The organism is Micromonospora sp. NPDC049047 (assembly GCF_040649135.1).
Classification (GTDB): domain Bacteria; phylum Actinomycetota; class Actinomycetes; order Mycobacteriales; family Micromonosporaceae; genus Micromonospora.
Genome location: NZ_JBEZEY010000012.1, coordinates 79,815 through 105,637 on the forward strand (window position 1 = coordinate 79,815; position 25,823 = coordinate 105,637).

General features: G+C 73.2%; 20 protein-coding genes. 8 read left to right on the forward strand and 12 right to left on the reverse strand.

The window, feature by feature from the left end; genetic code table 11:
• Window positions 1-9 precede the first annotated feature (9 nt).
• Together AB0B86_RS20155 and leuE are read left to right on the forward strand one after the other, a co-directional pair.
• Window positions 10-1,251: a bifunctional pyridoxamine 5'-phosphate oxidase family protein/GNAT family N-acetyltransferase gene (locus AB0B86_RS20155; protein WP_357412954.1), complete on the forward strand. Its 1,242-nt coding sequence runs from the start codon at window positions 10-12 to the stop codon at window positions 1,249-1,251.
• Window positions 1,251-1,922: a leucine efflux protein LeuE gene (gene leuE / locus AB0B86_RS20160; RefSeq protein ID WP_357413014.1), complete on the forward strand. Its 672-nt coding sequence runs from the start codon at window positions 1,251-1,253 to the stop codon at window positions 1,920-1,922. Before AB0B86_RS20155 ends, leuE begins: the two co-directional genes overlap by 1 nt.
• A 166-nt stretch (window positions 1,923-2,088) precedes the next feature.
• Here the strand turns inward: leuE and AB0B86_RS20165 are convergent, their stop codons facing one another.
• The 10 genes from AB0B86_RS20165 to AB0B86_RS20210 form a co-directional block, all read right to left on the reverse strand.
• Window positions 2,089-3,018, reverse strand: a complete 930-nt coding sequence (locus AB0B86_RS20165; protein WP_357419212.1) for a sporulation protein — start codon at window positions 3,016-3,018, stop codon at window positions 2,089-2,091.
• A 123-nt stretch (window positions 3,019-3,141) separates the two neighbouring features.
• Window positions 3,142-4,206 carry a hemolysin family protein gene (locus AB0B86_RS20170; RefSeq protein ID WP_357409011.1) on the reverse strand — a complete coding sequence of 355 codons (1,065 nt, stop codon included), beginning with the start codon at window positions 4,204-4,206 and terminating at the stop codon, window positions 3,142-3,144.
• Window positions 4,203-5,558, reverse strand: coding sequence for a hemolysin family protein (locus AB0B86_RS20175; RefSeq protein WP_357409013.1), 1,356 nt, complete (start codon window positions 5,556-5,558; stop codon window positions 4,203-4,205). The genes AB0B86_RS20170 and AB0B86_RS20175 overlap by 4 nt, the downstream gene beginning before the upstream one ends.
• 171 nt (window positions 5,559-5,729) lie before the next feature.
• Window positions 5,730-6,089 carry a monovalent cation/H(+) antiporter subunit G gene (gene mnhG / locus AB0B86_RS20180; RefSeq protein WP_357419322.1) on the reverse strand — a complete coding sequence of 120 codons (360 nt, stop codon included), beginning with the start codon at window positions 6,087-6,089 and terminating at the stop codon, window positions 5,730-5,732.
• Entirely contained in the window at window positions 6,089-6,352 is a 264-nt protein-coding gene (locus AB0B86_RS20185) for a monovalent cation/H+ antiporter complex subunit F (RefSeq protein WP_030489433.1), read from the reverse strand. The genes mnhG and AB0B86_RS20185 overlap by 1 nt, the downstream gene beginning before the upstream one ends.
• Window positions 6,349-6,960: a Na+/H+ antiporter subunit E gene (locus AB0B86_RS20190; RefSeq protein ID WP_357409015.1), complete on the reverse strand. Its 612-nt coding sequence runs from the start codon at window positions 6,958-6,960 to the stop codon at window positions 6,349-6,351. Before AB0B86_RS20190 ends, AB0B86_RS20185 begins: the two co-directional genes overlap by 4 nt.
• Complete coding sequence (locus AB0B86_RS20195) at window positions 6,957-8,462, reverse strand: Na+/H+ antiporter subunit D (protein WP_357409017.1); 1,506 nt, start codon at window positions 8,460-8,462, stop codon at window positions 6,957-6,959. Before AB0B86_RS20195 ends, AB0B86_RS20190 begins: the two co-directional genes overlap by 4 nt.
• On the reverse strand, window positions 8,462-8,941 hold the full coding sequence (locus AB0B86_RS20200; RefSeq protein WP_357409019.1) for a Na(+)/H(+) antiporter subunit C: 480 nt from the start codon (window positions 8,939-8,941) through the stop codon (window positions 8,462-8,464). The genes AB0B86_RS20195 and AB0B86_RS20200 overlap by 1 nt, the downstream gene beginning before the upstream one ends.
• Before the next feature lie 58 nt (window positions 8,942-8,999).
• The gene (locus AB0B86_RS20205) at window positions 9,000-11,831 is read right to left on the reverse strand and encodes a Na+/H+ antiporter subunit A (RefSeq protein WP_357409021.1); all 2,832 of its coding nucleotides are present in this window, start codon (window positions 11,829-11,831) and stop codon (window positions 9,000-9,002) included.
• Between the two features lie 250 nt (window positions 11,832-12,081).
• Window positions 12,082-12,468, reverse strand: coding sequence for a hypothetical protein (locus AB0B86_RS20210; protein WP_357409023.1), 387 nt, complete (start codon window positions 12,466-12,468; stop codon window positions 12,082-12,084).
• A 176-nt stretch (window positions 12,469-12,644) separates the two neighbouring features.
• Here AB0B86_RS20210 and AB0B86_RS20215 point away from each other — a divergent pair, with 176 nt between their 5' ends.
• The gene (locus tag AB0B86_RS20215) at window positions 12,645-17,417 is read left to right on the forward strand and encodes a DEAD/DEAH box helicase (RefSeq protein ID WP_357409025.1); all 4,773 of its coding nucleotides are present in this window, start codon (window positions 12,645-12,647) and stop codon (window positions 17,415-17,417) included.
• Window positions 17,418-17,506: 89 nt separating this feature from the next.
• Here the strand turns inward: AB0B86_RS20215 and AB0B86_RS20220 are convergent, their stop codons facing one another.
• Complete coding sequence (locus AB0B86_RS20220; RefSeq protein ID WP_357419221.1) at window positions 17,507-18,112, reverse strand: hypothetical protein; 606 nt, start codon at window positions 18,110-18,112, stop codon at window positions 17,507-17,509.
• 144 nt (window positions 18,113-18,256) lie between these two features.
• Between AB0B86_RS20220 and AB0B86_RS20225 the strand changes: the two genes are divergently transcribed.
• Genes AB0B86_RS20225 through AB0B86_RS20235 form a run of 3 tightly spaced genes read left to right on the forward strand, consistent with a single transcriptional unit; the run spans window position 18,257 to window position 19,832 of the window.
• Window positions 18,257-18,754 carry a GNAT family N-acetyltransferase gene (locus AB0B86_RS20225; protein ID WP_357419224.1) on the forward strand — a complete coding sequence of 166 codons (498 nt, stop codon included), beginning with the start codon at window positions 18,257-18,259 and terminating at the stop codon, window positions 18,752-18,754.
• Window positions 18,755-18,763: 9 nt separating this feature from the next.
• Window positions 18,764-19,564 (forward strand): SAM-dependent chlorinase/fluorinase, encoded by an 801-nt coding sequence (locus AB0B86_RS20230; protein ID WP_357409032.1) that lies wholly within the window; start codon window positions 18,764-18,766, stop codon window positions 19,562-19,564.
• Between the two features lie 25 nt (window positions 19,565-19,589).
• Complete coding sequence (locus AB0B86_RS20235; RefSeq protein ID WP_110566168.1) at window positions 19,590-19,832, forward strand: CPCC family cysteine-rich protein; 243 nt, start codon at window positions 19,590-19,592, stop codon at window positions 19,830-19,832.
• Between the two features lie 25 nt (window positions 19,833-19,857).
• Here AB0B86_RS20235 and AB0B86_RS20240 read toward each other — a convergent pair whose 3' ends face one another.
• On the reverse strand, window positions 19,858-21,117 hold the full coding sequence (locus AB0B86_RS20240) for a hypothetical protein (protein WP_357409034.1): 1,260 nt from the start codon (window positions 21,115-21,117) through the stop codon (window positions 19,858-19,860).
• Window positions 21,118-21,226: 109 nt separating this feature from the next.
• Between AB0B86_RS20240 and AB0B86_RS20245 the strand changes: the two genes are divergently transcribed.
• Together AB0B86_RS20245 and AB0B86_RS20250 are read left to right on the forward strand one after the other, a co-directional pair.
• On the forward strand, window positions 21,227-22,036 hold the full coding sequence (locus tag AB0B86_RS20245; RefSeq protein ID WP_357409181.1) for a DNA-formamidopyrimidine glycosylase family protein: 810 nt from the start codon (window positions 21,227-21,229) through the stop codon (window positions 22,034-22,036).
• Window positions 22,037-22,200: 164 nt separating this feature from the next.
• On the forward strand, window positions 22,201-25,818 hold the full coding sequence (locus AB0B86_RS20250; protein ID WP_357409036.1) for a hypothetical protein: 3,618 nt from the start codon (window positions 22,201-22,203) through the stop codon (window positions 25,816-25,818).
• Window positions 25,819-25,823: the final 5 nt, after the last annotated feature.

A 25,823-nucleotide genomic window follows, 5' to 3' on the forward strand; every position in this document is an offset into this window, starting at 1 on the left:
GGCGCGCGCATGTACCCACCCACCGCCCGGACCACACCGCACCGCTCCCGCGACAGGATGAGCTACGACCGGGCCGCCGCCCACGCGGTGCTCGACGAGGCGTACCACTGTGCGCTCGGCTTCACGGTGGACGGCCAGCCCCGGGTGCTGCCCACCCTGCACGTCCGCATCGGCGACACGCTCTACCTGCACGGCTCCACCGGCAGCCGGCCCCTGCTCGCCGCCCGCGGTGACGGGCTGGCAGTCTGCGTCGCGGTGACAGTGCTCGACGGCCTGGTCTACGCCCGCTCCCAGTTCCACCACAGCGCCAACTACCGCTCGGTGGTCGCGCTCGGCACCGCCCGACTGGTCACCGACGAGCGGGAGAAGAGCGCCATGCTCACCGCGCTTGTCGAGAAGGTCGGCTCGGGACGCAGCACCGACACCCGCGCACCCAACCGGCGCGAGCTGGCCGAGACCGCCGTGTTGGCGCTGCCACTGCACGAGGTGTCGGTCCGCACCCGCGCCGGTGGGGTCCGGGAGGACGAGGCCGACCTGCACCTGCCGCACTGGGCCGGGGTGCTGCCGCTGCGGTTGACCGCCGGGCAACCCGAGCCGGACACCGGGGTCACCGCGCCACTGCCGGCGTTCCTGCGGACCGCCCGCACCCCCTGGCACGAGCCGGTGTCGCTGCACGGCGAGCACGTCCGGCTGGAGCCGCTGGACCTGACCCACACCGACGAGCTGCACACCGCCACCGCCGACCCGGAGGTGTGGCGGCACCTGAGCGTCGCACCGCCCCGCACGCCCGCCGACACCGCCGAGGTGATCGGCACCGCCCTGGCCGCCCAGCACCGGGGCGAACGGGTGGCCTGGGTGCAGCGGTGCGCTGCCACCGGGGCGGTCGTCGGCAGCACCTCCTACTACGAGATCGACCCGCAGCGGCGGTCGGTGGCGATCGGGCACACCTTCCTCGGCCGGCAGTGGTGGCGTACCGGGATCAACACCGAGGCGAAGCTGCTACTACTCGCCCGGGCCTTCGACGAGCTGGGCGCGGTACGGGTGGTCTGGCACACCGACATCCGCAACCTGCGCTCCCAGGCGGGCATCGAACGGCTCGGCGCGACCCGGGAAGGGGTGCTGCGGATGCACCGGCAACGCCCGGACGGCTCCTGGCGGGACACCGTGCAGTACGCGATGACAGTTGACGAGTGGCCGACGGCACAGGCCCGGCTGCGGGAAAGACTTCTGCCGACGGCACCGGTGGCGTGATGATGGCGGGCGTGCTGGGGATCACCGACATCTGGACGTACGTGCTGGGCACCGTGGCCATCATTCTGCTGCCCGGGCCGAACTCGCTCTTCGTGCTCTCCACCGCGGCCAAGCGGGGTGTCGCGGTGGGCTACCGGGCCGCCGCGGGCGTGTTCGTCGGCGACGGGGTGCTGATGTTCCTCTCCGCCGCCGGGGTGGCGTCGCTGCTCAAGGCGTACCCCCCGCTGTTCCTGGTGGTCAAGTACGCAGGTGCCGCGTACCTCGGCTATGTCGGGGTGACCATGCTGCTGGGTGCCGTGCGCCGCTGGCGCGACCGCAACGACCCGAGCACGCCGCGCCTCATCGACGCCGCGGAGCCGGCGGCGATGCGCAGCCCGTTCCGCAAGGCGCTGGTGATCAGCCTGCTGAACCCGAAGGCGATCCTGTTCTTCATCTCGTTCTTCATCCAGTTCGTCGACCCCGACTACGCCTGGCCGGCGCTGTCGTTCCTGCTGCTCGGCATGATCGCGCAGGTGACAAGCGCGCTCTACCTGACCGCGTTGATCTTCGCGGGCACCTTCCTGGCCGCCCAGTTCCGCCAGCGCCGCCGCCTGGCGGCCGGCGGCACCACCGCCGTGGCAGCCCTCTTCCTAGCCTTCAGCCTCAAACTAGCCACAGCCAGCGCAAGCTAACCCGCACCCCACCCCACCCCCACCCCACCCCCACCCCGCCCCGCCCCGCCCCCACCCCGCCCCACCCGTTGATCATGAAGTTATTGCCCCGACACGCCGGGGCGAGTGGCAATAACTTCATGATCAACCGGGTGCCTGGGGGCAGGCCTGGGGTGGGGACGGGGGGTTAGGTGCCGTCGCCGCCGGAGCCGCCGCCGCCCACGCCGGCGCTTCCGGCGGTGCCGCCGAGCCCGTAGCCGGGCCGGATCGGCTGGTCGGGGTGCCTGCTCACGTGGGCGGACCCGCCGATCCGCGCGGACCAGTCGGCGTGCGCGGCAGCGGCGGCGTGCCTGTTGATCGCCTGGCGCAGCCAGCCGTCCACCGTGGCGACCCAGTCCCGCCGGTCCGCGTCCTCGTGCCAGATCCGGAACCGGCTGATGCTCTGGTGGGTGATCCCGGCCAGCGCCAGCCGGCGGTCCATCCAGAGGATCGCCTCCAGGCCCGCCGAGTTGGTCACGAAGATCAGCTCCAGCTCGGTGATCGGACCGGCGTAGAGCGGCCCCACCCAGTAGCCCCAGCGTTGGTGCAACGGCAGGGTGTGCTCCACCCCGGGCAACCCGCCCGCCGGCAGACCGGACTGGCGGATCATGAAGCCCAACGTGTCAAGCGCCGCCAGCACGTGCTGCTGGGTGGGGATCGGGTGCACGAAGACCGGCACCATCGCCCCCTGGTCAAGGTCGGGGTCGACCGACACCTCGGTCCGCAGACCCATCCGCAGGCTCAGCAACGGCACCCCACCGAAGATGGTCACCGGGGTCTCCCACGGCAGCGGGAACGCGAAGTCGACAGCCCGCCGCCGACCGGCCGGTACGACGAACCGGCCGGCGATCGGCACCTGGTGGAACTGCATCAGCCGCCGGGCGGCAGCCGGGTCGTCCGGTTCGACGGTGGTGACCAGGCCGAGCCGGATGTGCCGGACCAGCACATCGTCCGGCCCTGCGGCGAGGGTCACCCGCCCCGGCAGGCGCAGGCCCGGCCGGGTGCTCGGGTTGGGCAGCGTGGTCTGCACGGAGAGCCCGGTCCGACCGGACTCCGCGGACACCCCCGTCAGCCGCACCGCGCGCCCCCTTCCGGGACGAGGCCCGCCGGCCCCGCACCGGCAGCGCCTACCCCATCGAGGCGACGTCAAGCCCGCCGCACCGACCCGGCCGCACCTCGGTGGTGCGGCCGGGTCTGCGGCTCAGCGCAACCGCCGCCCGCGCGGCACAGTGTCGGTCTCGTCGTCGAACTCGCCGATGACCTCCTCCAGGAGGTCCTCGAGCGCCACGAAACCGATTGGCCGGGCCGGGCCACCACCGTTGCGCACCAACGCGAGCTGTGACTGCCGGGCCCGCATCGCCGCCACCGCCTCGGTGACCGAGGAGGTCGCGGGCAGGGTGAACGCGGGCGTCATCAGCGACCCGGCGGTGGCGACCCGGCCGGCGGTGACAACGCGTACCGCCTCCCGGACGTGCACCAGGCCGCAGACGTCGCCCGCCTCGTCGAGCACCGCCAGTCGGGACCGCCCGCTGTCCCGGCTGACCTGTTCGATCCGCTCGGCCGGCTCGTCCCGACGGACCGTGACCATGGTGGCGAACGGTTCCATCACCTGCGCCACGGACGTGCCCTGCAACTCCAACATGCTGGTCAGCAACTGGTGCTGCTCGGCGCCGAGCAACCCGTGCTCACGGGACTGCTCAAGCAGGATCCGCAGCTCGTCCGGGCCGTGCACCTGGGCCAGCTGATCCTGCTGGTTCACCCCGACCAGCCGCAGGATCGCGTTGGCCAGGGCGTTGAGCGCGGACAGCACCGGCCGGGACACCCGGGCGAAGGCCCGGAACGGCAGCGCGAGCAGCGTCGCCGAACGTTCCGCGTCGGTGATCGCCCAGGACTTCGGTGCCATCTCCCCCACTACCAGGTGCAGGAAGGTGACCACCCCGAGGGCGAAGACCAGGGCGACGAGGTGACTGGCCGCGTCCGGCAGGCCCACCGCGTGCAGCAGCGGGCTGAGCAGGTGCTCGATCGCCGGCTCGGCAAGCGCGCCGAGACCCAGGGTGCACAGCGTGATGCCGAGCTGCGCGCCGGCCAACATCAGCGACAGCTCGCGGACGCCGTCAAGCGCGGCCCGGGCCGCTCGGCCGCCGTTCGCCGCCGCCTGCTCCAGGCGGTAGCGCTTGCTGGCCACCAGGGCGAACTCGGCGGCCACGAAGAACCCGTTCAGCGCCAGCAGGATCACCGAGCTGAACAGCGCGATCCCTGGGCTCATGCGGACACCCCCGGCTTGGTCAACTGCAACCGCACCGAATCGGCCACGTGCCGGTCCACGGCCAGCACCTCGACGAGCGCCCGGGGTTCGGCCTCGTTGTCCTCGCCCTCCGCGCCCTCGGGCAGCAGGCTGATCTCCAGCCGGTCACCGACCTCCGGCACCCGGCCCAGCTCCCGCATCACCAGCCCGGACAGGGTGTCGTACTCCGGGGCCTCGGGCAGCGCGATGCCGGTGCTGTCGGCGACCTCGTCGATCCGCCAGCGCGCCGGCACCACCCAGGAACCGTCGTCCTGGCGGGCGGGGGCCCGCTCCGGCGGGTCGTCCTCGTCCCGGATCGGGCCGACCAACTCCTCGGCGATGTCCTCCAGGGTGATGACGCCGGCGAAGCCGCCGTACTCGTCGACCACGCAGGCCATCTGCCGGTGCCCGGAACGCAGCCGGTCGAGCACCGTGGGCAGGGGCAACGTCTCCGGTACGAGCAACGGCGGCCCGGCCACCGCGCTCACCGGGGTGGTGGCCCGCTCCCCCGGGGGTACGCCGAGCACGTCGGCGATGCCGACGATGCCGAGCAGGTCGTCGACGCCCTCCGCGCCGCGCACCGGGAAGCGGGAGTGGCCGGTGTCCAGCAGTTCGACCACCCGGCTGACCGGTTCGTGCGCCCGTACGGTGTGCACGTCGACCCGGGGCACCATGGCCTCCCCGGCGGTCAACTCGCGGAAGTCCAGACCCCGGTCGAGCAGCGTGGACATCTCCGCGTCGAGGCTGCCCTCCTCGCGGGACTCGGCGATGATCTGTTCCAGGTCGGCCGGGGTGGCGCCGCTGGGCAGCTCCTCGATCGGCTCGATGCCGATCCGGCGGAGCAGGCGTACCGACGCGCGGTCGAAGAGCCGGATCAGCGGCCCGGCGACGGCCAGGTAGATGAGGGTGGACCGGCTCAGCGCCCGGGCCAGTTGCTCGGCCCGTGCGATGGCCAGGTTCTTCGGGGCCAACTCACCGAGGACCATCTGCACGATGGTGGCGATGACCAGGGCCAACGCCACCGACAGCGGCAGGCTGACTGCCTGGCTGACGCCGGCCACGCCGAGCAGGTCGGCGAGGCCGCCACCCAGGTACGGCTCGGCGACGTAACCGACAAGCAGGGCGGTGACGGTGATACCGAGTTGGGCTCCGGAGAGCATGAAGGAGAGCCGGCTGGTGACGGTGAGGGCCCGGGCGGCGGCCTGGTCGCCGTCATCGGCGAGCTGACGCAGCTTGCCCCGGTCCACGGCGACGTAGCCGAACTCCTGCGCCACGAAGTAACCGGTGGCGGCGGTGAGCACGATGATCAGAAGAAGACCGACGACGATCAACACGGGTCGCTCAGGGCTCCCGGGGTCGTCGGTACGGGGATATGCCGGGCACGACCCGGCTGGCTACTGCTGCCCTCCTGGGCAGAAGAGTCGATCATGCCGCTATTTTATCGGCGCTGGCTGGGACTTCGCTGGGGGTGGGCCGAAGGAGCGCAACGTCCGGTTCGCGTACCGTCAGGCCGGCCCGGACGGCCCACCACCGCAGCCCCGTTCCACAAGCTCATCGGCGTCGAGCAGGCTCCGGTCCAGCCGCCCCGACCGGTACGCGGCCCGCCCGATCATCTGCGCCGCGACCGGCGCGGTCGCCAACTGGAAGACCCCCACCAGCAGGACCATGCCCAGGTCCGCCGGAGACCGCAGGCGCAACGCGATACCCGTAAGCAACAGGAGCACCCCGAGCACCTGCGGCTTCGTGGCCGCGTGTATCCGGGACAGCGCGTCCGGGAAACGCAGCACGCCGATCGCTGCGGCAAGCGCGAGCAGCGCGCCGGCCACCAGGCAACCGGCGCCGAGCCAGTCCGCGATCGTCGCGATCACTGCTGTTCCCGGACAGCGAAGCGGACAAGGGACACCGAGCCCACGAAGCCGAGCAGGGAGAGCACCACAAGCACCGGCAGCGTGGTGGCGTGCCGGTTGACCGCCGCCTCGGCGCCCACCGCGCCGACCATTGTGGCGAGCAGCATGTCCGCGGCGATCACCCGGTCCACGAGCGACGGGCCACGGTACAACCGGGCAAGCGCGAGCAGCGCGGTCACCGACAACAGGGCGGTAAGGACGACGGCCAGGAACGTGGTCACGGGCTGGTTCCCCTCTCGGATCGGTCGGTCTCGACGAGGCGCAGTTCAGCGGCGGAGCCCACCGCGCGGATGATGCGCCGTTCGACGGTGCGGGCGCGTTCGCGGGCCACGTCGAGGTCCGCCGGCCCGTGGGTGTCGAGCACGTGCAGGTAGAGCGTCCCGGAGTCCCGGTCCACCTCGAGGATCACCGTGCCCGGCACCAACGAGACCGCCTCGGCGGTGAGCGCCAGATTCAGGTCGGTGGCCACCCGTAGCCGGACCGCGATGATCGCCCCACGCGGCCGGTAGCCCGGCTGCACGGCGATCCGGGCGACGTGCAGGCTCGCGCTGACCAGCTCGACGACAAACCGGCCGGCGAACACCAGCAGCGCCCCGGGCCGCAGCCGACCGCCGAAGCTGACCGCCGGCAGCGGATAGAAGACAAGCACCGCACCGCCCACCAGCAGGCCACCCAGCAGATTGGCCCAGTTGATGTCCCCCCAGAGCAGGACCCAGACCACCACCAACCAGCCGAACGCCACCACCTGGTCGCGCCAACGCCCGAGCCGGCCGCGCCCCACCACCCGAGGCGCGGGGGCGTCGGGATCCGGCGCAAGGGGGCCGGTCACGGCCCGCCGCCCGGCAGCACGGCGTGCACGTACGGGGTACGCAGCCGAAGGTCGGCGGCCGCGTCGGCGGTGACGCCGAAGAGCGGACCGGCAAGCACGGTAAGCGCCAGCCCGAGGACGACAAGCGCCACGGTGGCCCCGACCATCAGCTTCGGCAACCGCACTGTCGACTGGCCGACGGCCAGTCGGGGCGCCCGCCAGAACGCGATGTTCCACACCCGGGAGGCCACGTAGAGGGTGAGCAGGCTGGTGAGCGTGCCCGCCGCGACGAGCACCCAGGGCAGCGGACCGCCGGCCGCCACCCCGGCCTGGAGCAGGCCGAGCTTGCCCAGGAAACCGGAGAACGGCGGCACCCCGGCGAGGTTCATGGCCGGGACGAAGAACAGCACCCCGAGCAGCGGCGCCACCCGGGCCAACCCGCCGATGCGGCGTAGGTCGGTGCTGCCGGCGCGCTCCTCCACCAGCCCCGCCACGAGGAACAGCGTGGTCTGGATGGTGATGTGGTGCACCACGTAGAAGATCGCGCCGGAGAGCCCGGCGGCGGTGCTCAACGCCACCCCGAAGATCATGTAGCCGATGTGGCTGACCAGGGTGAACGAGAAGAGCCGCTTCAGATCGGACTGGGCCACCGCGCCGAGGATGCCGATCACCATGGTCAGCCCGGCGACGACCATCAACAGCACCCGGGCGTGCCCGCCGGGGAACAGCAACGTCTCGGTGCGGATGATCGCGTAGACGCCCACCTTGGTGAGCAGACCCGCGAAGACGGCGGTGACCGGGGCAGGTGCGGTGGGATAGCTGTCCGGCAGCCAGGCCGACAGCGGGAAGACCGCCGCCTTGATCGCAAAGGCCAGGAGCAACATCAGTTCCAGGGCCAGCCGGACGCCGTCGGGGAGATCGTCGAGACGCTGGGCGAGTTGGGCCAGGTTGAGCGTCCCGGTGGCCGCGTACACCAGACCCACGCCGGTCAGGAAGATCATCGAGGAGAGGATGCTCACCACCACGTACGTCGACCCGGTTCGGATCCGGGTCTCGGTGCCGCCCAGGGTGATCAGCACGAAGCTCGCGGCCAACAGGATCTCGAACCCGACGAAGAGGTTGAACAGGTCACCGGCCAGGAACGCGTTGGTGACGCCCGCCGTGAGCACCAGGTACGTCGGGTGGAAGATCTCCACCGGACTGGACTCGCTCGTGTCGCTGCGACCCTGGCCGATCGAGTACAGCAACACGCAGAGGGTCACCGCCGACGAGACCACCACCATCAGCGCGGCGAGCTGGTCGGCGACAAGCACGATGCCGACCGGCGCCCGCCACCCACCGATCGCCACCACCACCGGCCCGTACCGGTACGCCTGCACGAGCAGCAGCAACGCCACGATGAGCGTGCCGCCCAGACAGAACACGCTTATCGACCGCTGGAGCCGGGGCTTTCCGGCCAGCAGCAGGGTCAGCGCCGCACCGAGCAGCGGCACCACCACCGGCAGCGGCAGCAGCGCGCTCATCACGCCTCCTCCCCGCGGCGCAGCCGGCGGCGGGCGGGTTCCGGATCGACCTGCTCCGGATCGCTGTCCGGGCCCTCCCCGCCGTGGTCGACGGCGCCCACCTCGTTCCGCCCGGCCCGGCTGATGATCTGCCGGTCCTCCAGGTCGTCGGGCACCTCGTCATCGCCGCTGAGATACCAACTGCGGTACGCCACAGCGAGCAGGAACGCGGTGAACCCGAAGGTGATCACGATGGCGGTCAACACCATCGCCTGCGGCAGCGGATCACTCATCCGCGCCACCGCACCGGTGCCGACTATCGGCGCGTCCCCCGGTCGCCCACCCAACAGGATCAACAGATTCACCCCGTTGCCGAGCAGGATCACCCCGAGCAGGATCCGGGTCAGGGTGCGCTCCAGCAGCAGGATCACCCCGCAGCCGAACAACACCGCGACGGCAAGCACCAGCACCAGCGTCGGCCCGGCGTCGCTCGCCGTCATGCCCGGTCCCCCTTTGTTCGCGACTGCGGGGCGCGCAAAAACGGCGCACTCCTCGCGCTCACCGATCCCCCTTGTCGACGGCCAGGCCGCCGCCGGCCGGGCCGGTGGCCTCGATGTGCCGGTCCACCTCGGCGCCGAGGCTGCGCAGGATGTCGAGCACCAGCCCGATCACGACCAGGTACACACCGATGTCGAAGAAGAGCGACGTGACCAGGTGGACGTCACCGACAACCGGCAGCATTGCGTCGATCTTGGCGCTCTCCAGCACGGACCCGCCGGCCAGCAGGCCCACCGCCCCGCTGCCCACCGCCAGGGCCAGCCCGGCGCCGAGGATCGCACCGGCGCCGATCGGGGCGGCCTCGGTCAGCTCGTACCGGCCGCCGGCCAGATAGCGGACCACCAGGGCGAGACCCGCCACCAGGCCACCGGCGAACCCACCCCCGGGCGCGTTGTGCCCGGAGAAGAGCAGGAACAGCGAGAACAGCACCACGGTGTGGAAGATCAGCCGGGTGACCACTTCCAGGACGATCGAGCGACGCCCCTCGTAGAGGGTCGGACCACCGCGCAGCCACACCGGGCGGCCGGGCTCGTCGATCCGCTGACCCGACTCCGGCCGGCGCGGTCGCGGCCCGGTCCGGGACCGCTCGAAGATCAGGCTGGCCACCCCGGTCGCGGCCACCACCAGCACCGCCAGCTCACCCATCGTGTCCCAGGCCCGGATGTCGACCAGGGTCACGTTCACCACGTTGCGGCCGTACCCCTCGGCCACCGCCAGATCCGGGAAGGCGGCGGAGATGTCCGGGGCCCGGCGGGCCCCGGCGGCGGTGAGGGCCAGCCCGGCGGCGACCACACCCACCGCCACCCCGATCGTCCGGCGGATCCAGCGGGTCCGCCGCAACGGACGGGCCGAGAACCGCTCCGGCAGGCGGCGCAGCACCAGCACGAAGACCGCGATCGTCGCGGTCTCCACAAGGAACTGGGTGAGCGCCAGGTCGGGCGCGCCGTACAGGACGAAGATCATCGCGGTGCCGTAGCCGGTCATCCCCACCAGCAGCATCGCGGTCAGCCGACGGCGGGCACCGACCGCAAGCACCGCGGCGACCGTGATCACCACCACGACCACCGGTTGGAGCAGGTTGTCCCAGAGCGGAATCCGGGCCCGCCACGGGCCGGCGGAGAGCATCGCCGCACCGGGCACCAGCACCAGGGTGACCAGGATGATGCCGAGATACTGCGGCAGGGAGCCGCGCTGGGTCGCGCCGGTGACCTCGATGGCCAACCTGTCGAACCGGCCCACGATCCACTCGTAGCCCTGGTTGCCGCCCACCGGCGAACGGAGCCGGGCCAGCACCGGAGCGAGCGGCCCCCGCACGGCGAAGAGCAGGCCGCCGCCGACGAGGGCCAGCACGGACAGGCCGAGCGCCGGGGTCGGCCCGGACCAGAGCGCCAGGTGCGCGTCGACCCCACCGAGCAGCTCGGCGTACGGGCGCAGCAGGTCGTCCAACACGCTCGCGGCCGGACCGGCGAGCAGCCCGACCCCGGCGAGCACCGCCGGCGGGACCAGCAGCGACACGGCGATCGGACCCGGCTGGACCGGTTCCACCCCCGGCCGGTCGGCGAACGCGCCCCAGAGGAACCGGACGCTGTACGCGACGGTGAGCACCGTCCCGACGACCAGGCCGGTGAGGAGCAGGGGCTGGTCGGTGAACGCCCCGAACACCGCCTCCTTGGACACGAAACCGACAAGCGGCGGCACCCCCGCCATCGACGCCGCAGCCAGCACGGCGACCACGAACAGCGGTCGGGACCAGTGCCGCAGCCCGGTCAACTCGCGCAGGTCGCGGGTGCCGGCACCGTGGTCGATGATGCCGACCACCAGAAACAACGCCGCCTTGAACAGTGCGTGCGCCAGCAGCATCGCGGTGCCGGCCAGGGCGGCGTCCGGGGTACCCGAGCCGGTCACGGCGACCAGCAGACCGAGTTGGCTGACCGTCCCGTACGCCAGCAACAGCTTCAGGTCGGTCTGCCGCAGCGCGGCCCAGCCACCGAACAGCATGGTGGCCACGCCGGCGATCTGCACCACCGGCCGCCACGGGCCAACAGTGGCGAGGGCCGGCGCGAGCAGCCCGACCAGGTAGACGCCGGCCTTGACCATGGCGGCCGCGTGCAGGTACGCGCTGACCGGCGTGGGCGCCGCCATCGCGACCGGCAGCCAGGAGTTGAACGGCAGCACCGCCGACTTGGACAGCGCGCCGGCCAGGATCAGCAGCACTGCCACCACCAGGTACCCGCCGCCGGGCAACGGCTGGGCGGAGATCTCCGACCAGCGGTAGGTGCCGGCGTGCACGCCCAGCATGATGAACCCGACAAGCATGGCGAGCCCGCCGAGCGTGGTGACGGTCAACGCCTGCGCCGCCGCCCACCGGCTGGACCGCCGCTCGGTGCTGTGCCCGATCAGCAGGTACGAGAAGATCGTGGTCAGTTCCCAGCCGACGTAGAGCAGCAGCAGGTCGTCGGCGAAGACCAGGACGAGCATCGCACCGGCGAAGGCGACCAGGACCCCGACGTACTGGGCCAGCCCCTGCGAGCCGGCGCTGAAGTAGCGGGCGCTGTAGACGAGCACGAGCGTGCCGACGCCCCCGATCAGCAGGGTCAGCAGCCAGGAGAGCGTGGTGAGCCGGAACGCGAGGTCGAGGCCCAACTGCGGGATCCACCGGTACGTCTCGACCACCGCCCCGCCGTGGCCGACGGCCGGGGTGCGGGCCAGCGCCCAGCAGAAGGCGGCGGCCGGCGCCAGCGCCAGTGGGTAGCACGCGCCGGATCCCCACCACCGGACGAGCAGGGGTGCGACGAGGGCCGCCACGAGGTGGAGGATGAGCAGTACCAGCACCTGCGCTCCCGATCCAGGTGGCCGACGCCCGTGCAGCGGCGGCCCCTAGCAGCGATCAGACGCCAGTTTGTCGCCGCTCGGGCGGTTTTACCGGAATTCCCCCACCCCAACTCCGGTCGATCATGGAGTGGTGGTGTCCGCTTTGGTGGGGAGCATCCAGCTTTGTCACCCGCCACAACTCCATGATCGACGCTGGTCAGCGGGGTCGGGTCAGCGGGGCCGGTCAGCGGGGCTGGTCAGCGGGGTTGGGTCAGCGGAGGAGGGCGTTGGGGCGGGGTTTGGTGTCGTCGGGGGCGGGGCGGTTTTGGCGCAGCTCGGTCAGCAGGTCGGCGCGGCCGAGTTGGCGTGCCACCCGGTCGACCACCCGTTCCGCGGCGGCCAACGACCGCACCGAGAGCAACCGACCACGGCTCTCCCGGCGCAGCACGAAGTAGTGGACGGCGGCGCGGACCTGGCCGCGATCGGCGGCGCTGGCCTGGGCGGTGCACAGGACCAACTCCCGTAGGCAACGGGCGAGACGTTCGGCGAGCTCGAACTCGGCGCCCTGCAGGCCACCGCGGAGCGCGGCGAGATGGCTGTCGACCTTGCGAATCAGCACGTCGGTGCCCGGTTCGACGGTGCGCTGCTCGCCGGCCATCAAACCCCCTCACCCCGTTCGCGTTGGCAGTGAAGTTACTTTATGTTGCCAGGTACAAGCAAGCAGTTAAGTGAGACTTAACGTATTAAGCGCACGTTCCATGCTTTTTGCTTTTGTCCGGCACATTCCACCGTCGGTCGGTCGTCGTTGTCGTACCGGCGGGGCAGGATGGACCGGTGACCGGGGCAGACGCAGACGCCGGCGCGGTGCTCGCCGGCTTCGGCCCGGCCACCCGCGCCTGGTTCGAGGCCGCCTTCGCCGCCCCCACCGCCGCACAGACCGGAGCCTGGCGCTCGGTCGCCGCCGGCCGCAGTGCCCTCGTGGTCGCACCCACCGGCTCCGGCAAGACGCTGGCGGCCTTCCTCTGGTCACTCGACCGGTTGGCCCGCGAGCCCGCACCGGCCGAGGCGCGGCAGCGCTGTCGGGTGCTCTACGTCAGCCCGCTCAAGGCCCTCGCCGTCGACGTCGAGCGCAACCTGCGCGCCCCGCTGGCCGGCATCCGGCAGGCGGCCACCCGGTTGGGCGTCGCACCGCCGGACATCACCGTCGGCATGCGCACCGGCGACACCCCGGCCGACGAGCGACGAGCCTTCGCCCGCACCCCACCGGACATCCTCATCACCACGCCCGAGTCGCTGTTCCTGCTGCTCACCTCCGCCGCCCGGGATTCGCTGCGCGGCGTCCAGACGGTGATCGTCGACGAGGTGCACGCGGTGGCCGGCAGCAAACGCGGCGCCCATCTCGCCCTCTCCCTCGAACGCCTCGACGAGCTGCTGCCCGCTCCGGCGCAACGCATCGGCCTCTCCGCGACCGTCCGGCCGATCGACGCCTGCGCGCAGTTCCTCGGCGGCGCCCGTCCGGTGGACGTCGTGCAGCCGGCCACCCCGAAGACCATCGAGGTCAGCGTGCAGGTCCCGGTGGAGGACATGACCCGCCTGGACGAGCAGGAGCAGCCACCGGAGGACGACCTGGGCGGCCCCGGCCCACGCCGCGCCTCGATCTGGCCGGCCGTCGAGGAGCGGGTGTTCACCCTCATCGGGCAGCACCGCTCGACAATCGTCTTCACCAACTCCCGCCGCAGTGCCGAGCGCCTCTGCGCCCGGCTCAACGAGCTGGCCGCCGAGGCGGTGGCTGCGGAGGCGACGGCTGCCGAGGCGGTGGCTGCGGAGGCGACGGCTGCCGAGGCGGTGGCTGCGGAGGCGACGGCTGCCGAGGCGCCGACCGCCGGGGCAGCGGGCTCCGCGTCGGCCGAGGGCGCAGTCGGCGTACCCGAGGGGTTGTCGGCGGGGAACGGGCCGGGAGCCGACGGCGGCCAGGTGCCCGGCGGACAGCGGTGGGCTGGCCCCGCCGGTCCGCTGCGCAACCGACCACCGGCCGAGGTGATGGCCCAGTCCGGCGCGGCGACCGGCGCGGCGCCGGTGATCGCCCGCGCCCACCACGGCAGCGTCTCCCGGGAGGAGCGCAAGCACATCGAGGAGGCCCTCAAGTCCGGTCAACTCCCCGCCGTGGTCGCCACCTCCAGCCTGGAGCTGGGCATCGACATGGGCGCTGTCGACCTGGTGGTGCAGATCGAGGCCCCGCCGAGCGTGGCCGCCGGCCTGCAACGGGTCGGCCGGGCCGGGCACCAGGTGGGCGCGGTCTCCCGAGGGGTGGTCTTCCCCAAGCACCGCGGCGACCTGCTCTCCTGCGCGGTCGTGGCCGAACGGATGACCGACGGCGCGATCGAGGAGCTGCACTACCCGCGCAACCCCCTCGACGTGCTGGCCCAGCAGATCGTCGCGATGGTGGCGCTGGAGCCGTGGCCGCTCGGCGACCTGGCCGTGTTGGTCCGCCGGGCCGCGCCCTTCGCCGAGCTGCCCGACTCCGCACTGCACGCCGTGTTGGACATGCTCTCCGGCCGCTACCCGTCCACCGCCTTCGCCGAGCTGCGTCCCCGACTGGTCTGGGACCGGGCCACCGACCTGCTCACCGGCCGTCCCGGCGCGCAGCGACTCGCTGTGACAAGCGGTGGCACCATCCCGGACCGAGGGCTGTTCGGCGTCTTCCTGGCCGGTGCCGAGCGCGCCGCCCGGGTCGGCGAGCTGGACGAGGAGATGGTCTACGAGTCCCGGGTCGGCGACGTCTTCCTGCTCGGCTCCTCCTCCTGGCGGATCGAGGAGATCACCCCCGACCGGGTGCTGGTCTCGCCCGCCCCCGGCCAGGCCGCCCGGATGCCGTTCTGGAAGGGCGACCAGCTGGGCCGCCCGGTGGAGTTGGGCCGGGCCATCGGCGCCCGGGTGCGCACCCTGCTGCGGCAGACCGACGAGGCGGCGCTGGCCGCGCTGCGCGACGGTGGGCTCGACGACTGGGCCGCCGGCAACCTGATGGCGTACCTGCGCGAGCAGCGGGAGGCCACCCGTTCGCTGCCCGACGACCGCACGGTAGTTGTCGAACGGTTCCGCGACGAGCTGGGCGACTGGCGGCTCGCCGTGCACAGCGTCCTCGGGGCCCGGGTCAACGGGCCGTGGGCGCTCGCGGTGGGCCGCCGGCTTGCCGAACGGTACGGGGTGGACGCCCAGGTGATGCCCTCCGACGACGGCATCGTGGTGCGGCTGCCGGACACCGCCGACGAGCCGCCCGGCGCCGACGTGGTGGTCTTCGAGCCCGACGAGATCACCCAACTGGTGGAGGAGTCGGTAGGCACCTCGGCGCTGTTCGCCGCGCGCTTCCGCGAGTGCGCCGCCCGGTCCCTGCTGCTGCCCCGCCGCGACCCGCGCCGCCGCCAACCGCTGTGGCAGCAGCGGCAGCGCTCCGCGCAGCTGCTCGACGTCGCCCGCGAGTACGCGGACTTCCCGGTCACCCTGGAGGCCGCCCGCGAGTGCCTGCAGGACGTCTTCGACCAGCCGGCGCTGGCCGGGCTGATGCGCGACCTGGCCGCCCGCAAGGTGCGACTGGTCGAGGTCGAGACGAGCGCACCGTCCCCGTTCGCCAGGTCGCTGCTCTTCGGCTACGTCGGCGCGTTCCTCTACGAGGGCGACGCCCCGTTGGCGGAACGCCGTGCCGCCGCGCTCGCCCTGGATTCCACGCTGCTCGGTGAGCTGCTCGGCCGGGTCGACCTGCGCGAGTTGCTCGACCCGGCGGTGCTCGCCGAGACCGACAGGCAGCTGCGGTGGCTGACCGAGCAACGCCGCCCCCGCGACGCGGAGGACGTGGTCGAGCTGCTGCGGGTGCTCGGTGACCTGAGCGACGCCGAGTTGACCGAGCGGGGTGTGCCCGAGGGCTGGCTGACCGAGCTGGAGGCGACCCGCCGGGTGCTGCGGGTCCGGATCGCCGGCGAACAGCGGTGGGTGGGTGTCGAGGACGCCGCCCGGCTGCGCGACGCGCTCGGCGTGGCGTTGCCGGTCGGGGTGGCCGAGGCGTACCTCGCCCCGGTGGCCGACCCGCTCGGTGACCTGGTGGCCCGCTACGCCCGCACCCACGGCCCGTTCGCGGCGGCCAGCTGCGCGGCCCGCTTCGGGCTCGGCGTGTTCGTCGTCGAGCAGGCGTTGCGCCGGCTCGGCGCCACCGGGCGGGTGGTCTCCGGGGAGTTCACCCCGGACTCGGCCGGCGCCCAGTGGTGCGACGCCGAGGTGCTGCGGATGCTGCGTCGTCGCTCGCTCGCGGCGCTGCGCCGCGAGATCGAGCCGGTGCCGCCCCGGGCGCTCGCCACGTTCCTGCCCCGCTGGCAGCAGGTCGGGTCGTCCGCCCGGGGGGTGGAGGCCCTCGCCGCGACTGTGGAGCAGTTGCAGGGCGCGGCGGTGCCGGCGTCCGCGCTGGAGCGTTTGGTGCTGCCCGGCCGGGTCGCCGACTACTCCCCCGCCCAGCTCGACGAGCTGTGCGCCAGCGGGGAGGTGCTCTGGGCCGGGTCGGGGGCGATCTCCGGCGGCGACGGCTGGGTCACCCTGGCGTACGCGGACGCCGCGCCGCTGCTGCTGCCGCCACCGGACGAGGCGTTGACGCGTACCCCGTTGCACGACGCGGTGCTCGACGCGCTCGGCGACGGGCAGGCGCTGTTCTTCCGGCCGCTCGCGGACCGGGTCGGCTCGACCGACGACGCCGCCCTGACCACCGTGATCTGGGACCTGGTCTGGGCCGGGCACCTCACCAACGACACCCTCGCGCCGCTGCGCGCGGTGCTCGGCGCCGGGGGTGCGCACCGGGCCCGGCCGTCCGCGCCGCGCACCCGGTACCGGCGGCCCGGTCGGGTGGCGCTGCCCACCCGGGGTGGTCCGCCGACAGTCGCCGGCCGGTGGTCGCGCCTGCCCGAACGGGACGTCGACCCGACCCGGCGGGCCGCCGCGCTCGCCGACGTCCTGCTGGAGCGACACGGGGTGGTCACCCGGGGCGCGGTGGTGGCCGAGCAGGTGGTCGGCGGGTTCTCGGCGGTCTACCCGGTGCTGTCGGCGCTTGAGGAGCGCGGCGCGGCCCGCCGGGGTTACTTCGTCGAAGGGCTCGGCGCGGCGCAGTTCGCGGTGCCCGGGGCGGTGGACCGGCTGCGCGCGCTGGCCGAGCCGATGGACGGCAACCGGGGTAGGGGTGCGCCGGCCACCGTCCTCGCCGCCACCGACCCGGCCAACCCGTACGGCGCGGCGCTGCCCTGGCCGGAACGGGTTGTCGACTCCGGCGACGGGGCCACCCCGGCGACCAGGCACCGGGCCGGCCGCAAGGCCGGCGCGCTTGTGGTGCAGGTCGGTGGTGACCTGGTGCTCTACGTGGAGCGTGGCGGCCGGACACTGTTGTCCTTCAGCGACGACACCGAGACGCTCGCGGTGGCCGGCAAGGCACTCGCCGACGCCGTGCACTCCGGCGCGTTGGGGGCGTTGTCGGTGGAGCGGGCCGACGGCGAGGCCGTGCACTCCTCGCCGCTGCGCGACGCGCTCACCGCCGCCGGTTTCCGGGCTACCCCGCGCGGCCTGCGGCTGCGCGGCTGATCCGTCCGCCGCGACCACTGCCGCACCCCGTGCGTTCGCGAGGGCCGAACCGGGGACGGGTTCGATCGGACGATGCCCCGCACCCGTGCTCAGCGAAGGCCGTTGAGCACCTGCTCGTAGCGGGGGCGGTCGGCCGCCGGGGTCTTCGCCTCGAGGTAGTTGAGCACCACAGCGCCCCGGCGGTACGACTGCCCGGCCCAGGTCTCGGCGATGTCGCCGGCGCTTGTCTCGTCCGGGAAGACGTACACCGTGACGGCGTCGGTGGCGATCAGCTCGGAACAACCCAGGCCGAGCCCGTCCGGTCCGCAGTCGACCGAGCGGTCCTTCGGGTGCGCCACCTTCAGGCCGGCGGCCTTGAACGCCTCGACGATCTGCTGCGCCCCGGGTGCCCCGACCGGGCGTTGGGGCAGCACCACCGGCGGTGGACTCGCCGGTCGGTGCTGCGTGGGCCCCTGCGGGGCAGTGGAGGGCGGGATCGACGCAGGTGGCGCACCGCCGGTGCGGGACGGGGTCACCGAGGGCGTGGGTGCATTCGACGGCACCGCGGACGACGGGGCCACCGCGGGCGGGGCGGACGCGGTGGGCGACGAGGTGGGAGCCGCGCTCGACGGGTCGGCCTCGTCACCGCCGCAGCCGGCGGTGAGGGCGACGGCGACCAGCAGGACCCCGACAGCGGGCAGGCTCCGAAGTGTCACCTGCGCAAGTCTGCCCAACCAGGCCCGGCAGCGGGAGGGGCCGGTCGGCCACCGCGCTGTCCCATATCCGCCACCCACGCCCGACTCCCGCTCGTGGGTACGCTCCGGAACCGGCAGCAGACGCGACGCAGGGCGAGGTGGACCGTGGACGGTTTCGAGGTACGGGCGGCGGGCACCACCGAGCGGACGACTGTCGACGCCCTGCACGAGCGCGAGTGGGGTGGCCCGTACGTGGTGGCCCACGACACCCGGCACGACGTGCGTACCCTGCCGACCTTGGTGGCGCTGGACGCCACCGCGACGGTGGCCGGCGCGCTGACGTACCGGGTCGAGGGGGACGGCCTGGAGGTGGTCACAGTGGTCGCGGCCGAGCCCGGTGGCGGCGCCGGCACCGCCCTCCTGTCGGCGGCGACCTCGATCGCTGCCGAGGCGGGCCTGGCCCGGGTGTGGCTGATCACCTCGAACGACAACCTGCGGGCGCTGCGGTTCTACCAGCGGCGCGGGATGCGGTTGGTCGGCGTGGATCCGGGCGCTGTGGATCGTGCCCGCCGACTGAAGCCGGAGATTCCGCTGGTGGGCGAGCACGGCATCCCGCTGCACGACGAACTCGTCCTGGAACTGCGGATCGACGCGCGGGGTTAACCTGCGGACATGTCCGTCCCGCCCTGGATCTCACTGACCACCGACTACGGCCTCTTCGACGGTTTCGTGGCGGCCTGCCACGGGGTGATCGCCCGGATCGCGCCGACGGCCCGGGTCATCGACGTGACCCACCTGGTGCCGCCGGCGGACGTGCGGCGGGGTGCGGCGGTGCTGGCGCAGACCGTGCCGTACCTGCCGGTGGGCGTGCACGTCGCGGTGGTCGATCCGGGGGTGGGCACCGCCCGGCGGGGCATCGCGCTGGCCACCCCGGGTGGGCTGCTTGTCGGCCCGGACAACGGGCTGCTGCCGGACGCCGCCGCCGCGCTCGGCGGGATCACCGCAGCGGTGGAGCTGACCGAGCCGCGCTGGTTGGCCGATCGGGTGTCCGGCACGTTCCACGGGCGGGACGTCTTCGCGCCGGTGGCGGCCCGGCTGGCGCTCGGCGCGCCCCTGGCCGACGCGGGGCCGCCGGTCGATCCGGATGGCCTGGTCCGGCTGCCCAGGCCGGCGCTGAGCTGCGACGACGAGGGTTTCACCGCCGAGGTGTCGACGGTGGACCAGTTCGGCAACGTCCAGTTGGCCGCACCGGCGCACCTGCTCGACGCGCTGCCGGCGGCGCTGCGGGTCGGGCCGCCGGGTCCGGCACCGGCCCGACCGGCCATCCGGGGTCGGACCTTCGGCGCCGCCCCGGCGGGCGGCCTTGTGGTGTACGTCGACTCGGCCGACCTGGTCGCCGTCGCGGTCAACGGCGGGCGGGCGGTGGACCTCCTCCGGGTGGCCCCGGGTGACCTCCTACGGGTTTCCCGCTGATATTCGACTGTGGAATGCTGCCCCGGTGGGTGAACAAGTGGTTCCCGTGGGCTGTCCCTGCTGTGCGTCCCGGACCGGTGGGGGGACCTGCCCGGTCTGTTTCTGGACCGACGACGGCCAGACCGACGCCGACGCCGACGCCGTCCGGGGCGGCCCCAACGGCGACCTGAGCCTTTCGCACGCTCGACTCAACTACGCCGTCTACGGTGCCAGCCACCCGCGCTACCAGGACATGGTGCGCCCGGCCCGCCCCGACGAGCGCCCCTGATCGACGCCCGACGGGTGCGGGCTGCTCAGCACACGGGCACGCTGCCGCCGTACACCCCGGAGATGTACGCGTGGCTGACGTACTGGCCGGTGGCCAGGCGGTTCCACCGGGTGGTGGTGCGGTACGGCCCGGCGACCGACTGGCCTGTGACGTAACACTGGAGCGGCACGTGCGCCAACCGGGCGGCGAGGCCACGGATCGGGTACGACGTGCTGGCACCGGTGCGGATGTTCAGCGGGCCGTCACCGACCACACCACGCGGCCCGCCACCGGTCCACAGGTAGGCGACGTCCACCCACGCGTTCGTGGTCAACTGGAGGCCATCCCAGAAGGTGCCGTCGGCCAGGTCGACGCCGGCCGGGTTGAGCACCGTCCGCCCGAACTGGTCCCGTCCGCCGTTGTACCCGGACTGGTACGCGGCCTGCGCCTCGGGCTGGCCCTGCGGCAGGTTCTTCCAGTTTTCCCGGACCGACGAGGGGTTCCAGTAGTCGTCGCGGGTGTTCCACGGCCCGACGTCCCAGACCGGGGCGTACTCGCAGCGGGACCCGCTGGTGGTGCAGACCCGCACTGTGTAGTCGCCGGTGTTGAGGGGGGAGAGCCCGCGCCGCGACGGCAACGCAACGAAGTGGTCCCGGGGTTGGACGGTTCGGCCGTTGGCGGTCAGTTCACCGACCAGGCCGATCCGGGTGGCGTACACCCGGTAGGTGCGGCCGGGCGTGGCGGCGGAGACGGCGGCGGCCGCGTCGGCGGTGAGCTGCACGCCACGAACCGTCGCGGTGCCGCCGTTCGTGGGTGCGGTGAGCACCACCCGGGTCTGCACCCGGATGACCGGCCGGTCGAAGACCGCGCCCCCGGTGGCGGCCCGCCACTCGGTCCAGCCGGCGGCCCGCCAGCCACGGACCTGCGCCTCCACTGTGGCCTTGGCGGGGATCGAGGCGCTGATCTCGGCGCGGACGCGGGTGGCCGGCCGGGACAGGGTGCGGGGAGCGGTCAGGAGCATCCCCTCGACGACCGCGCTGTGCGGGCTGCGCGCGCCGCCACCCCTGGGCCGACCAGCGCCGAGTCGGAGGCCGGCCGCGGTACGCCGGACGTTCACGTCGTCGCGGTCGACGGCCAGGTCGGCGGCCCACTGCTCGCTGTGCGGGGCGACGGCGGTGAGGATGATCGGACCGGCGACGGGGGCGACCGGCATGGGGTTGGTGACGGGCAGGAGCGCTGCGGTGAGCCCGAGGGTAATGGTGCCGATGAGGGCGACGATGGGAATACGACGACGAGGTCGCGTCATGGTTATTCTCCTCAGAACCCCCTGACCATCGCATGTCGGGAGATCAGGTGGAACCTGTGTACAAATAGCGACACATGCGAATCCTGCTCAAATGAGAGAGGATGACAGCGTGCCCGAAGGCGACACCGTCTGGAACACCGCGCGGGTGCTGCATCGCGCGCTCGCGGGCGCGCGGATCACCGACAGTGACTTCCGGGTGCCCCAGCTGGCGACCACCGATCTCACCGGTTGGACAGTGCACGAGTCGGCCAGCCGGGGCAAGCACCTGCTGCTGCGCCTCGGCGCCCCGGACGGGGCGCCCTGGACCCTGCACTCGCACCTCCGGATGGACGGCGCCTGGCGGGCGTACGCCCCGGGGGAACGCTGGACCGGCCGGCCCGCGCACCTGATCCGCGTGGTGCTGCGCAGTCCCGGTGCGGTCGCGGTCGGCTATCACCTGCACGAGCTGGCCCTGGTGCCGACCGCCGAGGAGGACCAACTGGTCGGCCACCTCGGCCCCGACCTGCTCGGCGCGGACTGGGACCCGACCGAGGCGACCCGTCGACTCGCCGGTCACCCGGAGCAGACCATCGGCGAGGCGCTGCTCGACCAGCGCAACCTGGCCGGAGTGGGCAACCTCTACAAGTGCGAGGTGCTGTTCCTGCGCGGTGTGTCGCCGTGGACGCCGGTCGGCGCGGTGCCCGACCTGCCCGGCCTGGTGGCCCTCGCGCAGCGACTGCTCGCCGCCAACCGGGGCCGGTGGACGCAGAGCAGCACCGGCTCCCTGCGCCGGGGGCAGACCAGCTACGTGTACGGTCGCCGCGCCCAGCCGTGCCGGCGCTGCGGGACCGCGATCCGCAAGCAGGAGTTGGGCGACCGGGTCACCTACTGGTGCCCGGTCTGCCAGCCCGAACACCAGGGCACCCCAGAATCCGGCTGACCAGGGCGGCCGTCGACCAAGGCCGGCCCAGATACGGACGATTGGGTAATTCCTATCCGGCCGCCGGAGTCGCATGCTGCGGTTGAGTGCTCACCGATCGTCAGCAGAGCGCCGAGGCAGCCACGCCGGGGTGGCCACCCTCGCGCCCCGACCCGGGGAGAGTCATGGCGCTGTTCCGCAGACTCCGCTCCACCTTCTTCGAACGGGCCACCCCCGACACCGACGACCGCGCCGGGGGCCGGGCGGCGTCCGTACCCTCCGCGCGGACCGCCGAGGAGACCGCCCCGACGCCGAGCCTGGACCCGGCAGTGGTGCCCCGCTGCTTCGGCCCGGTGCCGAACTTCGCCCACAGCCCCCGCCCGACGTGCGACCCCGACGGGCGGGTGGTGCCCGGGACCGGGCTGCGCAAGTTCGTCGACCCACTGCCGGTCCCGGGCCAACGCGACGGCACCGACCTCGGCGGCCACCTACCGGTGGCGACGCCGGACACGATCAGCTATCCGGGCTGCGACTACTACGAGATCGTCGTGCAGGAGTACGCGCAACGGCTGCACCGGGACCTGCCGGCCACCCGGCTGCGCGGCTACCGGCAGCTCAACCTGGGCACCGACCCGGCGGGGCACAACACTGTGGCACCCCCGGAGCGGCCCTGGCACCTCGGCCCGATGATCCTCGCCCGGCGCGGCCGACCGGTCCGGGTGAAGTTCATCAACCACCTCCCGACCGGCCGGGCCGGTGAGCTGTTCCTGCCTGTCGACGACACCATCGAGGGCGCCGGGATCGGCCCGCTCGACGGGCCCGCCCCGTTCCCGCAGAACCGCGCCGTGCTGCACCTGGCCGGAGCGCAGACCGGTTGGAACAGCGCCGGCAACCCGGGGCAGTGGATCACGCCGGCCGGGGAGATCACCCCGTACCCGAACGGGGTGGGCGTGACCCACGTGCCGGACATGCCGCCGCCGGGTGCCGGGGCCACCACCCTGTACTACCCGAACGAGCAGAGTGGCCGGCTGCTGTGGTTCCACGACAACACCCTCGGCCTGGCCCGGCTCACCGTCTACGGCGGGCAACTCGCGCTCTACCTGCTCACCGATCCCGCCGAGGAGCAGCTCGTCGCCGACGCGGTGCTCCCGGCCGACCAACTGCCGCTGGTGATCGAGGACAAGACGTTCGTGCCGGACGACGCCCAACTCGCCGCCGAGGACCCGACCTGGGACCGGGACCGCTGGGGCGCCCGGGGCAGCCTCTGGCACCCGCACGTCTACCAGCCGCGGCAGAACCCGTACCGGTCCGGCGGACGCAACCCCACCGGCAGGTGGGACTACGGCCCCTGGTCGCGTGATCCCGCCGCGGACAGCAACCGCACCGACGGCTGCGTCGCCAACCCGCACCACGACCCGGTCGATGCGCCGGACGAGCCGCCGATGTACCCCGGTGTGCCGCACCCGTCGGCGGTGCCCGAGGCGTACGGCGACACCCCCCTCGTCAACGGTGTCGCCTACCCGTACCTGGAGGTGCTGCCGCGCACCTACCGGTTCCGGATCCTGAACGCCTGCCTGGACCGCAGCCTCAATCTCCAGCTCTACCGGGCCTGCTCCGACGCGCCGATGTGGACGGTCGACGGGGCGTTGGCCGATGCCGAGGCCGGGGAGGTGCCGATGGTGCCGGCGGTGCGGGCACCGGACCGGCCGCCGGGGTGGCCGACCGACGGACGCGACGGCGGTGTGCCGGATCCGCTCGCCGCCGGGCCGGAGTTCATCCAGATCGGCAACGAGGCCGGGTTGCTGCCCGCCCCGGTGGTGCTGCCGAACCGGCCGGTCGGCTACCGCTACGACCGGCTCGACCCGACAGTGCTGAACGTCGACGGGCACACCCTGCTGCTCGCCCCGGGTGAACGGGCCGACGTGCTCGTCGACTTCGCCGCCGTGCCGCCGGGCACCACGCTGATCCTGTACAACGACGCCCCGGCACCGCTGCCCGGCTTCGACCCCCGCTACGACCAGCACACCGACGCACCGGACCGGACCGCCGAGGGTGGGCCGCCGGGCACCGAGCCGGGGTACGGCCCGAACACCCGCACCCTGCTCCAGTTCCGGGTCGCGGGGACCCCGGCACCGCCGTACGACCTGGGCCGGCTACGCGAGCGGCTGCCCGTGGCGTACGCGGCCAGTCAACGCCCGCCGATCGTGCCGCAGCCGGCGTACGACCCGGCGTTCGGCACCCGCACCGCCTCGACGACGACGGTGCCGGTGCACGCCACCTCGCTGACGATCACACCGACGGCCGGCGCGGGGCCGGTGACGCTGCCGATCGCGGTCAAGGCCGTACAGCAGGTCTTCGAACCCGACCACGGCCGGCTGGTCGGCCGGCTCGGCGTCGGACACCCGCACGCCGGACCGCTCAACCCGACGACCCTGCCCCTCGGTCCCACCGACCCGGTCACCGAGGTGCTCTTCGCCACCGACCCGGCCGTGCCGCTGGGCACCGCCACCGACGGCATCCAACTCTGGCGGATCAGCGGCAACGTCCGGCAGACCGCACCGCTGCACTTCGGCGGCTGCGACGTGCAGTTGGTCAACCGGGTCGGTTGGGACGGCACACTGCGCCTCCCGCACGGCACCGAGCTGGGTTGGAAGCAGATCGTCCGGGTCAACCCCCGGGAGGACGTGGTGGTGGCGCTGCGCCCGGTCGCCCCGGCGCTGCCGTTCAAGCTCGGCGACAGCGTCCGGCTGCTCGACCCGTGCCGCCCGGCCGGTGCGCGGACCGGCTCGACCCCGGTCAGCCCGGCGGACGGGCGACCCGCCACCGTGGTCAACCACCTGGTCAACCTCGGCTGGGAGTACCGCTGGCACAGCCAGCTCGCCGGCCACCGGGACGGCGGGATGACCCGGCCACTGGTGCTGCGGGTGACGCCGAAGGCACCGACCGGGCTGACCGCCACGCCGGTACCGGGCTCGGCCACCGCGCTACCCGCGATCACACTCGCCTGGACCAGCAACGGCGGCCGGCCACCGGCGACCAGTCACCTGCTGCACCGGGCCACCGACGCGACCTTCGACGGCGAGATCACCACGATCACCGTCGCGGCGGCCGCCACCCGGTACACCGACGCGTCAGTCACGCCCGGGGTGACCTACCACTACCGGATCCGGGCGGAGAACGCGGTCAGCTACTCGTCCTGGTCCAACGGGGTGCCCGCCTCGGTGCACCTGGCCGCGCCGAGCGGCCTGGTCGCCGCGCTGCCGCCCGCCGCGCCGTTGCGGGTGGCCCTGCGCTGGACGAACCGCTCGTTCGCCACCGGCATCGACGTGCAGCGGGCCACCAACCCGACGTTCACCAGCGGGCCGGGCACCACGGCGATCGGTGCCGGCGACAGCCACCTGGACGTCACGATCGCACCGGACACCACGTACTACTACCGGGTACGGACCACCTACCTGGGTGCCGCCTCAGCCTGGTCGACTGTCGCCACGGTGACCGCCCCGCCCCCGCCGGGCACTCCGCACGGGGTGGGCGCCACCGCTAGCTCACCCGGGCCGGACACCGCGACTGTGGTCCTGGCCTGGGCGGCGAGCACCCCCGCCGGCCCCGGGGCCGGGTTCATCGTGCAGCGGGCGCTGGACCCGGCGTTCGGCCGGGAGGTGGCCACCTTCACGGTGACCGGTCGTGGCTTCAGCAACACGGGACTGGCCCGGGGCGTCACCTACCACTACCGGATCCGGTCGTTCAACGTCGTTGGCAGTTCGCCGTACACGGAGCCGATCCGGGTCACGACGCCACCGTGACCAGC